At 36.4% G+C, this 12,931-nt stretch carries 9 protein-coding genes; 8 read left to right on the forward strand and 1 reads right to left on the reverse strand.

The genetic code is table 11. The annotated features are described in order from the left end of the window. The first annotated feature begins 40 nt into the window (after positions 1-40). Positions 41-2,863, forward strand: a complete 2,823-nt coding sequence (locus tag KTB61_RS00455) for a choice-of-anchor I family protein (RefSeq protein WP_216696568.1) — start codon at positions 41-43, stop codon at positions 2,861-2,863. 135 nt (positions 2,864-2,998) lie between these two features. Continuing rightward, the gene (bioB, locus tag KTB61_RS00460) at positions 2,999-3,976 is read left to right on the forward strand and encodes a biotin synthase BioB (RefSeq protein ID WP_216696569.1); all 978 of its coding nucleotides are present in this window, start codon (positions 2,999-3,001) and stop codon (positions 3,974-3,976) included. Positions 3,977-4,085: 109 nt separating this feature from the next. On the opposite strand, the gene KTB61_RS00465 is transcribed toward bioB, so the two are convergent. Then, positions 4,086-5,300, reverse strand: coding sequence for an ATP-binding protein (locus KTB61_RS00465; RefSeq protein ID WP_216696570.1), 1,215 nt, complete (start codon positions 5,298-5,300; stop codon positions 4,086-4,088). Positions 5,301-5,629: 329 nt separating this feature from the next. On the opposite strand from KTB61_RS00465, the gene KTB61_RS00470 reads away from it, so the two are divergent. From KTB61_RS00470 to KTB61_RS00495, 6 genes are all read left to right on the forward strand, one after another. Next, entirely contained in the window at positions 5,630-6,520 is an 891-nt protein-coding gene (locus KTB61_RS00470) for a Fic family protein (RefSeq protein ID WP_216696571.1), read from the forward strand. A 344-nt stretch (positions 6,521-6,864) separates the two neighbouring features. After that, positions 6,865-7,920, forward strand: coding sequence for a Fic family protein (locus KTB61_RS00475; RefSeq protein WP_075759216.1), 1,056 nt, complete (start codon positions 6,865-6,867; stop codon positions 7,918-7,920). A gap of 1 nt (position 7,921) precedes the next feature. After that, the gene (locus KTB61_RS00480) at positions 7,922-9,424 is read left to right on the forward strand and encodes a class I SAM-dependent DNA methyltransferase (protein WP_075759215.1); all 1,503 of its coding nucleotides are present in this window, start codon (positions 7,922-7,924) and stop codon (positions 9,422-9,424) included. A 24-nt stretch (positions 9,425-9,448) separates the two neighbouring features. Beyond that, entirely contained in the window at positions 9,449-10,546 is a 1,098-nt protein-coding gene (locus tag KTB61_RS00485) for a restriction endonuclease subunit S (RefSeq protein WP_075759214.1), read from the forward strand. 328 nt (positions 10,547-10,874) lie between these two features. Further along, on the forward strand, positions 10,875-11,843 hold the full coding sequence (gene xerA / locus KTB61_RS00490; protein WP_216696572.1) for a site-specific tyrosine recombinase/integron integrase: 969 nt from the start codon (positions 10,875-10,877) through the stop codon (positions 11,841-11,843). Between the two features lie 29 nt (positions 11,844-11,872). Continuing rightward, positions 11,873-12,904: a restriction endonuclease subunit S gene (locus KTB61_RS00495; protein ID WP_216696573.1), complete on the forward strand. Its 1,032-nt coding sequence runs from the start codon at positions 11,873-11,875 to the stop codon at positions 12,902-12,904. Positions 12,905-12,931 lie beyond the last annotated feature (27 nt).

Genomic DNA, 12,931 nt, shown 5'->3' on the forward strand with positions numbered 1-12,931 from the left:
TTCTTTGTTATGCTAGTAAAACATAATAAAGGAGGTAGTTATGAGAAAGATGAATACAAGATTTGTGTCTTTTGGGCTTACATTAGCGATGATGTCCCAGGGCATAGGAGCCAATATGGTATTGGCAGCAGAACCTGCAAAGCAGCCAGTGGTTCAGACACAGTCTTTTACGAAACAGGCAGCGGCAGATCATCTGCTCATCAATCAGGTGTACGGTGGCAACGGTAAGGGTGAGACACCAATCAGTAACAGTTTTATTGAGCTTTATAATCCAACTTCAGATGATATCCAGTTGAAAGGATATACATTATCTTTTGATGAAGCAACATCCCTGGAATTGCCGAATGTTACCTTAAAAGCTGGAACATCATGGTTGATCGTATGTAAGCAGGAGATAACAACAGATGAACTTTTAACATACGATCTTCCGGAAGCAGATCAGAACTGGGATATTGCAATCAATAATAAGAATTATACGTTGACATTGAAAAACAGCCAGGGAGTTGTAGACAGTGCAACAGCAAATGACAAAGTTGATGACATTAAAGTATCAAAACAAAAATCTCTTCGTCGTGTAAATTATGTGGATACAGATACCAATGATGACTGGGATGTTATTGTATGGGAAAAATCATCTGTGACAGTAAATGATGAATACGTTCAAAACTATGCTCCACGTAACAGCAAAGGTGAATACGGAAAAGTTCATTCGGCAGAGGCAGCACCAGAACAGCCTGTTTACACTCCGGTTGTTACATCAGATGAAAAAATAACAGGTGTAAATAATGGGGCTACTCCATTGAACATGCAGTTGTTCGCCCGTTATAATTCCGGAGCAATGAATGCAGACGGCGGAAGTCTGGAAATTGTAGAATACAATGAAAAGAATGGTTATGCTTATGCAGTCAGCGGTTTAAAAGGACAGGTGATTGCAGTTAAGATTACAGGAATCGAAGATTCCGAAAAAGTTGCCAGCCTTTCTGGTCAGGAATATGATGTGAAAACACTGGTGGAAACAGTGGCAGCAGAAGCCGGATTTAAATATGGAGATATCACCAGTGTTGCCATTTCACCAGATGGAACAAAACTGGCAGCAGCAGTTCAGCATGCAGATTATGATAAATGTGGAAAAATCGCAGTATTTACCTGTGAAAAAGACGGTTCCTTAACCAATCCAAAGTTATATAATGCAGGTGTACAGCCGGATATGGTTACTTTTGCAGATGGAAACACTGTGTTAACTGCAGATGAAGGAGAACCAAGAAACGGATATGGAGAAGGAAGCATCGATCCTGCAGGAAGTGTAACAGTTTTAAATTTATCCGATGGAACTTCTGATCAGGTGGGATTTGACAAATACACAGCAGAGGAATTAACAGCAAAAAATATTCTGATTGGTGTTGCAAATGATAAGACACTGGAACCAAAAACAGATTTGGAACCAGAGTACATTGCAGTTTCAGCCAATGGAAAGAAAGCATATGTTTCTTTGCAGGAAGCAAATGCCATTGCAGAGTTAGATGTGGAAAAGAAAGAATTTACCGGAATTTACAGTACAGGATTTGAAGATTACAGTAAAGTGGCTGTGGATTTAGTAGAAGATGGTAAATACGAAGCAAAAACCTATGAAGGACTTGTTGGTGCCCGTATGCCGGATGGAATTGCTGTTTATGAAAACGCAGGAAAAACTTATGTAGTTACAGCTAATGAAGGGGATTCCAGAGATTGGACAAATTACCTTAATGAAGCAAAAACAAAAGATTTTACCGGAAAGAGTATTCGTGTAATCGATGATACAAAGTGTGCAGGATTACCGGAAGGTAAAAAGGTTATGTTTGGCGGACGTGGTTTCAGTATTTTTGAAGTGACAGATCATGGAATGACAGAAGTATACGACAGCGGAAATGAATTTGAATCCAATACTGCTAAAACATTTGGAGATTATTTCAACTGCTCTAATGATGACAATGATATAGACAGCAGAAGTCCTAAAAAAGGACCGGAACCGGAAAATGTTACGGTTGGAAAAATCAATGGAAAAGCCTATGCATTTGTAGCAGTTGAAAGAATTGGCGGAATTATGGCGTATGATATTACTGATCCACAGAACAGCACATATGCAAATTATATCAACAGCCGTGACTTCTCAGAAGCAATCAAAGGAGATGTATCACCAGAAGGACTTTGTGTAGCACAGGCAGACGGAAAGAACATTTTCCTTGCAGCATGTGAAGTCAGTGGTACTCTTGCAGCTTATGAACTGCCAAAAACAGAGGTGGAACCACCGAAAACAGAGGAAGAGCAGCCTGAGAAACCAGCACCACAGGTACCAAAGAAGATCACTGCAACCTTAAAAGGAAATGGCGGAAAAACAGTTGCTGTTATTAAAGATGCCAAAGCAGGAGCTAAATTACCGTCATGGAATAAAGCAAAATTTAAAGCAGCAGGTAAAAAAGGATATGCATTTGCAGGATGGACATATAAAGGGAAAACAGTTACCAAAATGCCATCATCCGATCAGAACATTGTATTGACAGCTAAATTTGTAAAAATGTCAGTTGGTCAGGCAAAAGTGCTCAATGTAAAAGGAAAGTATGGAAAAGGAACAGGTTTTGAGGCAACTTCTAGAAAATATACTAAGGAAGATGGTTCCAGAAGAGGATTCCGTTTCCGTTATGCAGTAAATTCCAAAATGAAATATGCCAAATATAAAACAACAGGATTGACTAAGAACGTATATACAAAACTTGGACTGAAAAGAGGAAAGAAATACTATGTTCAGGTTCGTTACTACTATTATGATTCAACAAATCAGAGAGTATATGGCGCATATTCAACAGTAAAATCAGTAAAAGTATTCTAATATAAGATGAACTGTAAGGAGGTCGTGGTAAAACACGGCCTCTTTAAAATATTATTAAAACCTATTAAAAAGATAGATATAATAGAATATAATAAAATGAAAGATAATAATACTGATATAAGGAGAATAAGGCTTATGGATATGCTGAGACTTGCACAAGAAATAATAGAAGGAAAAAGACTACAAAGAGGAGATGATTTTTCTTTTTTTCTCGATTGTGATTTAAAAGAATTATGTCAGGGAGCAGATAAAATTCGTGAGTATTTTGTAGGTGATAAAGTGGATTTATGTTCCATCATAAATGGACGGAGTGGAAAATGTCCTGAAGATTGTAAATATTGTGCACAATCTGCGCATCATAATACCAATTGTGAAGTGTATGATTTTCTTCCGGAAAAGGAAATTGTAGAGGCATGTAAATTTAATGAAAGTCAGGGAGTCGATCGATTTTCAATCGTTACATCCGGGAAAACGCTAACAGGTGAAGCATTTGACAAAGCAGTACATGCGTATAAAACCATGCATAAGGAATGTAAAATCGACTTATGTGCATCCATGGGATTTCTGGATGAGGAACAATTACATAGATTACATGAAGCTAGTGTAACCAGTTATCATCATAATATCGAAACATCAAAAAGAAACTTTCCTAACATATGCACAACACATACATATGAACAAAGGATAGAAACGTTGAAAAAAGTTAAGGCAGAAGGAATGTGTGCCTGTTCTGGTGGAATCATCGGTATGGGAGAAACCTGGGAGGATCGAATTGACATGGCAGTCAGCTTGTCAGAACTGGGTATCGATTCCATCCCGATCAATGCGTTGATGCCGATCAAAGGGACACCATTAGAGAATATGGAACAATTATCAGAAGAAGAAATTTTAAGAACAGTTGCCATGTTCCGTTATATAAATCCAGATGCAAATATACGTTTAGCAGCAGGCAGGGCACTACTTACAAATGATGGAGAATATGCATTTAAATCTGGAGCCTCAGCAACGATCACAGGGGATATGTTAACAACAGTAGCATGTGCGACAATTCAAAGTGATAAAGATATGCTTGAAAAACTTGGCCGAGATGTGATTCCGGAATATTTAAGATAGAGTAGGTGTGGATTATGTTGAACCAATTTTAAAAAAGTAATGACGAAAGATGAATAAATGATTCAAAAAAATGCCCGTCACCATTTGAAACTGTGACGGGCATAGCCATTTAGTTCCATTCCTCGGCTAAGAGGAAATCTCGGATATTGCGATGTTTGATGCCATTACGGCTCATGTCAAATTCATCCAGGGAAACGACATATTTTGGGAAGTTGTCTCGGATGTTATCGTATGCTCCGAATTCACGTTGGATTGTTTCATCAGAGGCAAGCAGATAGGTAACTTGAACGTACAGCTTTTCATCTCGTTTGTGACAGACAAAATCAATTTCTTTATTACCATATCTTCCGACTGTAACTTCATATCCACGGCGAAGAAGTTCCAAGTATACAATATTTTCTAAAGTAAGATTGATTTCTTTCATATTGCCGCCAAAAACTGCTTCGCGGATACCGTGATCGGCAATGTAATACTTTTCGTTGGATGCAAGGATTTGTTTTCCTTGTAAATCTTCACGCTTAACCTGATAGAACAAGTACGCACCGCAGCAATATTTGATATAGTTCAGGATTGTTTCCGGAGCTACAGTGCGCTGCTCGCTTTTGAGAAACTTTGCTAAAGAAGCTGCTGAGAATGTATTTCCTACATTAGCCATCACATAAGCAATGATGCGTTCCAACAAATCCACATCACGAATTTTGTTGCGCTTTACAATGTCTTTCAGCTGAACAGAGTTGAACAAATCGTGAAGATACTGCTTGGATGGTTGATCAGCATATCGGATGTTTGCAAGGTAAGGCATACCGCCTGCCAGAAGATATTTCTGAAAACACTTCTGGATCGTTTCATCAGAAGCGACCGTCTTATATAATTCTATAAATTCTGCAAAAGAGAAAGGATAGATAATGAATTCCACATAACGTCCGCCAAGGTATGTGGACAGCTCGCCGGATAATAACTTGGCATTGGATCCGGTGATGTAGATATCACAATTCAAAGATACACGGAACGAATTGATACATTTTTCCCAGTCTTTCACTTCCTGAATTTCATCGAAGAAAAGGTAAACCTTGCCGTCAAGGTCAGCGGCTCTTTTTGTGATTTCATCATGTAAAGCTTTTGCAGTTTGCAGGTGAGCATAGTTCATATCTTCAAAATTGATTGAGATAAACTGTGCAGGATTTACACCGGACTCTATAAGTTCTTGTTTAATAAGTTCCAACATAACGGATTTTCCGCAGCGGCGAATACCGGTCATCACCTTTATCAATTCCGTTCCAATAAAAGGACGGATACGGCTCATGTACATTTCTCGTTTAATCATGAAAGAATAAGCCCCCTTTCTGTTACTGTAAAATAGCGTAACATATTTATAACTTGAAAACAAGAAAGAAAATATAATTATTTCAGTTATAACTGAAGAAATACAATAATCGACAAAATTTGACAGATATAAAAGTTAGAATTACGTGGCGAACAGACGGTCTTGTTTGAGTGTGTACAAGGTCGTTTAGCGTATAAAACTGCCGAAAACGGCAAAAATAAATTCAATAATAAAATCTAAACACTGTAATTATTGCCGATAAAATGATATACTATTTATTAGGTTAATCTAGTTATTAAATTGAAATATGGAGCAACGGAGGAGAGCAAATGCGATACCTTTCAGTTACTGAAATAGCAAAAAAGTGGAATGTTTCAGAGCGCAGCGTCAGAAACTACTGTGCTCAGAGACGAGTGCCGGGGGCATTTCTTACTGGTAAAACTTGGAATATTCCCGAAAATGCAGAAAAACCGGAACGTTTAAATAAGAAGAAAGAACAGCCGATTACATTGTTAGATATTCTGCAGGAGCAGAAAGCAAGTAAATATTCCGGTGGTATTTACCACAAGACACAGATTGATTTGACGTACAATTCTAATCATATTGAAGGTAGTCGCCTGACGCATGATCAAACAAGATATATTTTTGAAACAAATACAATCGGTGTAGAAAATGAAGTCTTAAATGTAGATGATGTTATCGAAACAGCAAATCATTTCCGTTGTATAGATATGATTATTGATAATGCAAAAGCTGCTTTATCGGAAAAATTCATCAAGGAATTACATTTGATTTTAAAATCTGGAATAAGTGATTCGAGAAAAGATTGGTTTGCAGTGGGTGATTATAAAAAAATGCCCAATGAAGTTGGAGGCATGACAACTGTATTGCCGGAAGATGTTGCCGATAAAATGAGAGCATTGCTGACAGAGTACAATGCAAAGGAAGAAAAAACTTTTGAAGATATTCTAGACTTTCATGTAAAATTTGAACGCATCCATCCGTTCCAGGACGGTAATGGACGTGTAGGCAGGCTGATTATGTTCAAAGAGTGCCTGAAATATAATATTGTTCCGTTCATCATTGAGGATAATCTGAAAATGTTCTATTATCGTGGATTGAAAGAGTGGAACAACGAAAAAGGCTATTTGACCGAGACATGTCTGTCCGCACAGGATAAGTATAAAGCATATTTGGATTATTTTAGAATTACTTATTAAATGTTTAAGGAGAAATATTATTTGATATATGTCAAAGAATAAGAAAAATAAAAAGAATACAACAGAAAAGTGGGAACTAAAATGTGGAAAACGAGAACCAGATTGAAGAAAACGGGAACTATTTATTGAAAAGAAGGAACTATATCGGAAATAGGACGTGTTCCAATGTGCAAAAATTACACTTTGAATTATGGGAGAGCAGTGTTAGAGAAGATTTTATAATACTCAAAACCGATTTTAATTTAGTCAAAATAAAAAGAAATGACTAAATTAAATTGATTAAAGTGCAATTGAATGGTAGAATACTAGATAGGAAAGTGTTGAAATCAGAATGAGGTATGTTAATGAGATATTTTGATTTTGAAAAAGAATACAGTAAATTACTTACACCGGAAATAGTTGCTTTTTTGACTCAGATTCACGAGTTTAAAGGTTTTCATTCCGATGTTGAATCGCAAAAAGAGATTTTGGCAGAATTAGTTGAGATAGCCAAAATACAAAGTACAGAGGCTTCTAACAGGATAGAAGGAATTATTACTACAGATGATCGTTTAAAAATGATCGTCAAAGAGAAAACAATACCGAAGACCAGAGGTGAAAAAGAAATTGCTGGTTATAGAGATGTTCTAGCGACAATCCACGAGAGTTATGAATACATTCCAATCAGATCAAATATGATTCTTCAATTGCATAGAGATTTATATAAGTTCAGTGGAAGCAGTGCCGGTGGCAATTTTAAAGCAGCTGATAATGTAATTGCAGAGGAATTACCAGATGGAACAAGAAGAGTACGATTTAAACCAGTTCCTTCCTGGGAAACTCCGGAATCAGTAAATAACTTATGTAATGCCTTTAATGAAGCATTGAATAAGCAGACGATGGATCCGTTGATATTAATTCCTATGTTCATATTGAATTTCTTATGCATCCATCCATTTTCTGATGGAAATGGGCGTATGAGCAGATTACTTACTTTATTAGCCCTTTATCGATGTGGATACAACGTTGGACAATATATTAGTATCGAAAAACTGATATCAGATACAAAAGAAAGTTATTACGAAGCTCTGCAGGAAAGTTCTTACAATTGGCATGAAGAAGAAAATAATTACGAACCATTTGTGAAGTATATGTTGGGAATCATTGTTGCTGCATATAGAGACTTTACAGAAAGAGCTTCTCTTTTGACTAATAAAGCAATGTCTAAACCAGATCGTATCAGAGAAATTATTAGAGGTACATTAGGTAAGATTACAAAAGCAGAAATCATGGAACAGTGTCCAGGAATCAGTCAAACGACTGTACAGCGAGCACTGAATGAATTGCTTAAGAATAAAGAGATAATCAAAATTGGCGGTGGAAGATACACTTCGTACGTATGGAATAGGGAGAATGATTAATATGGTTACAGGTGAATTGAAAAGTAAAATTGATGGATTGTGGGAAATCTTTTGGACAGGTGGATTGACCAACCCATTAGACGTAATTGAGCAAATGACATATCTGATGTTTATTCGAGATTTGGATGATGCAGATAATCTTCACGCAAAGGAAGCTGCAATGTTAGGACTTCCACATAAAAGTATCTTTGCTGATGAGGTACAGGTAGGAGAACGCACAATTGCCGGAAATCAACTGAAATGGAGTGTATTTCATGATTTTACTGCAGCTAAAATGTACAGCACAATGCAGGAGTGGGTATTTCCTTTTATTAAGAATCTTCACGGAGATAAGGACAGTGCATACTCAAAATACATGGGAGATGCAATTTTCAAGGTTCCGACACCTCTGATGCTTGATAAGATTGTTACCGCTATGGATTCTATTTATGAACAGATGGCACAGTTGAAATCCGCTGATACAAGAGGGGATGTGTACGAGTATCTTCTTTCAAAGCTGGCAACAGCAGGAGTGAATGGTCAGTTCCGTACACCTAGACATATTATCCGCATGATGGTGGAAATGATGGATCCGAAAGCTGACGAGGTTATTTGTGATCCAGCCTGTGGTACTTCTGGATTCCTTGTATCTGCCAGCGAGTATTTAAAAGAGACAAAGAAAGAAGAAGTATTCTTCAATAAACAAAATAAAAACCATTATATGAACCATATGTTCCATGGATTTGATATGGACAGAACGATGCTCCGAATTGGTGCTATGAACATGATGACCCATGGAGTAGATAATCCATATATCGAGTATAGAGATAGTTTGTCCGATCAGAATCCAGACAAGGAAAAATATAGTCTGATTCTTGCGAATCCACCTTTTAAAGGAAGCTTAGATTACGACACAGTGAGTGCGGATCTGCTAAAGGTGTGTAAGACAAAAAAGACAGAGTTATTGTTTTTGGCATTATTTGTTCGCATGCTTAAAGTGGGTGGACGTTGTGCTTGTATTGTTCCAGATGGAGTATTGTTTGGATCTTCTAAAGCTCATAAAGATATTCGTAAGGAGATTGTGGAAGAAAATAGATTGGAAGCTGTTATCTCCATGCCTTCTGGAGTGTTTAAACCATATGCTGGAGTTTCAACAGCGATTCTGATTTTTACCAAAACAGGGCATGGTGGAACAGATAATGTATGGTTCTATGATATGAAAGCTGATGGCTTCAGCTTAGATGACAAGCGTAGCGAAACAAAGGAAAATGATATTCCGGATATTATTGAACGATTTAGAAATCTAGACAAAGAAGCTGATAGAAAACGAACAGAACAGAGCTTCTTTGTAACAAAGCAGGAAATTGCAGACAATGGCTATGATCTTAGTATCAATAAATATAAGGAAGTAGAATATGTACCGATTGAGTATCCATCAAGCCAGGAAATCATGACAGATCTTCGTGAATTAGAAATGAAAATTGGCGAGGAAATGGATGTTTTGGAACAATTATTAGGATTATAAATTCGGATTTGTAGGGATGAATAGATGAGAGTAAAGCTTGAAGATGTTTGCGAAAGAGGTTCATCAAACCTCAAGCAATCAGATGTTATAGATAAAACCGGCGAGTATCCAATTTTTGGAGCTTCAGGGTATATAGGCAATGTTGATTTTTACCACCAAGAAAAATCATATGTTGCTGTAGTAAAAGATGGTGCAGGAATTGGAAGAACAACTTTGCATTCTGCCAAGTCATCAGTTATTGGTACAATGCAATATTTATTGCCAAAGGATAATGTTCTTCCTGAATATCTTTATTATGTGGTTAATTATATGCATTTAGAAAAATATTTCACTGGTGCGACAATCCCACATATATATTTTAAGGATTATAAGAATGAGGAATTTAACCTTGATTCATTAGAAAAGCAGAAGGAAATCGTGGACACTCTTGGTAAATGTGAGTCTGTAATTGAATCAAGAAAGAGAGAATTACAGTTATTAGATGACCTCATTAAAGCCCGATTTGTCGAGCTGTTTGGAACGCTCCATGATAATGAAAATGGATTTGATGTAGTTACTATGGAAGAAGTATGTTCTTTGATAAAGGATGGCACACATCAAACGCCTCAATATACTGAGGATAAAGAAAAAGGATATAAATTTTTATCTTCAAAAGATGTTATGTCACAGAAGATAGATTGGACAGACATAAAGTATATTCCAGCAGAACTACATGAGAAACTCTACGCAACAACTAAGCCGCAGAGAAATGATATTTTGATGTCAAAAAATGGTGTTAATTATGGTGTTGCTGCGGTAAATGATACAGATGAAATATTTGATATTTATGTAAGTCTTGCTCTATTAAGACCAAAGGAAATTATTGATCCAGTTTTCTTTAGGTGTGTAATAAATAATCCCGAAACAAAGAGACAGTTTGATTCTAGTACAAAAGGGATTGGAGTTCCCAATTTACATCTAGGTGAGATTAAGAAAACTAAGATATTTCTTCCACCAATGGAACTTCAAAAAGAGTTTGTAGCATTTGTGGAACAAGTCGACAAATCAAAAGTTGCGGTACAAGCAGCGTTGAAAAAAGCACAGCTGTTGTTTGATAGCTTGATGCAGGAGTATTTCGGATAAGGAGAAGACTCATTGATACAAAATGATAATATTTAATTATATGAGAATCAGCCAATTCGTACAGCGTGGGATGAAGAAACGGAAGAATGGTATTTTTCAATAATAGATGTTGTTTTTGTATTAACAGAAAGTAAGGACGCAAGTGCCTATTGGAGAAAACTGAAACAACGATTAAAAGAAGAAGGAAATGAAACCGTGACAAATTGTCACAGTTTGAATATGGCTGTAACAGTTATGATTGAAAGTGTTATTAATCAGGAAGATGATAAAGCGTAATTATTGTTATTAATTGGCGAAGGATGTTGGTATTTTGAAAGGAGATATCAACATGGAAGAAAAATTAGTAAATATTCTAAACGAGATGGCAGAAGTGCTATCAATAGCTCAGATGAAAAAGTTACAGGAGGTCTTGTTGAGAAACTTGGGTGAATCACATTCTGACAATAAACTAGCAAGTAACCAAAAGTATTTACAACTATTTCTGGATGCTAAAAAGATTGAAGGCTGTTCTGATCGGACACTTCAGTATTACAGGACAACGATTGAAAAGCTTCTTGACAACATTGAGGAGCCAATCCGGAAAATTACTACAGAGCAAATTCGAGCGTATCTTTCTGAATATCAGCAGATTAATAACTGTAGTAAGGTTACAGTGGATAATATTCGAAGAAATATTTCCAGTTTTTTCTCATGGCTAGAAGAAGAGGATTATATTCTGAAAAGTCCTATGAGACGGATACATAAAATAAAAACCAAGCAAAAGGTTAAGGAAATTATTTCAGACGAAGAAATTGAAAAATTGCGGGATATCTGTTCTTGTCCACGTGATCTTGCAATGATTGATTTACTCTATTCTACGGGAATCCGAGTTGGAGAATTGGTAAATTTGAATATCAGTGATATCAACTTTGAAGATAGAGAGTGTGTCGTGTTTGGTAAAGGCGACAAAGAACGACGTGTATACTTTGATGCAAAGGCAAAGTTACACCTTCAGAATTACCTGGGTACACGAAATGATAATAATCCAGCATTGTTTGTTACACTTGATTCACCGCATAGCAGACTAAAAATCAGCGGAGTAGAGATTCGAATCCGTAAACTTGGTAGGAAATTGAATCTAAATAAAATACATCCACACAAATTTCGTAGGACCATGGCTACAAGAGCTATAGATAAGGGAATGCCAATTGAACAGGTTCAGAAGATACTTGGGCATTCACAGATTGATACAACCATGCAATATGCTATTGTAAATCAGAATAACGTCAAATCATCTCATCAACGATTTATTGCATAATACAACTTCGGATTTGTAGGGATGAATATATGATATTTAGTGATGTACTTGAAATAAGAAATGGGCGTAATCAAAAAAATGTTGAGAACCCGGATGGAAAATATCCTATCTATGGAAGTGGCGGAATAATGGGATATGCTGATGATTATATTTGCGAAGCAGATACAGTGATTATTGGCAGAAAAGGAAATATAAACAATCCAATTTTTGTCGAAGAACCATTTTGGAATGTCGATACTGCCTTTGGACTATCGGCCAAAAGAGAAGTATTACTGCCAAGATACCTTTATTATTTTTGCCGGAATTTTGATTTTGAAAGATTAAATAAGGCTGTTACAATACCGAGTCTTACTAAATCTGATCTATTAAAGATAGAAATAGAATTACCATCAATGGAAAGTCAGCAAAAAGTTGTAGATAAGCTTTCGAAAATCGAACAGATTATTCAGATGAGAAAACAGGAGCTTCAGAGGTTAGACAAACTTATTAAAGCCCGATTTGTCGAGATGTTTGGAGATATAAATATTAATGATAAGAATTGGGAGTGTGAACCTCTAGGAGATCTTTGTACCATCGTTCGAGGTGGATCACCAAGACCAATAGAACAATTCTTAGGTGGTGATGTTCCTTGGATAAAAATTGGAGATGCAACCGATGGCGATAATATATATTTAAGTTCGACAAAGGAGTACATCATTAAAGAAGGGGTAAAGAAGAGTAGGCTTGTAAAAGCAGGAAGTTTGATATTTGCAAACTGTGGAGTTTCATTAGGATTTGCGAGAATTATTACCTTTGATGGATGCATTCACGATGGTTGGCTTGCAATGGAAGATATAGACGAAAGACTTGATAAAGTGTTTCTGTTGCAAGCACTAAATCAGATGACAGAGCATTTTAGAGCAATTGCTCCAGCTGGAACACAGCCTAATTTAAATACTGCAATTATGAAAGCGTATAAGCAGGTAATACCGCCGATTGAATTACAAAGAGAATTTATTAGGTTTGCGGAACAAATCGACAAATCAAAATTTAGAAAACAAAGAGAAGACTTTGTCTCATAATTATAGAAATGTATTCGATACAAGAAG

Origin of the sequence: Anaerostipes faecalis, from assembly GCF_018982945.1 — a bacterium.
Taxonomy (GTDB): Bacteria; Bacillota; Clostridia; order Lachnospirales; family Lachnospiraceae; genus Anaerostipes; species Anaerostipes faecalis.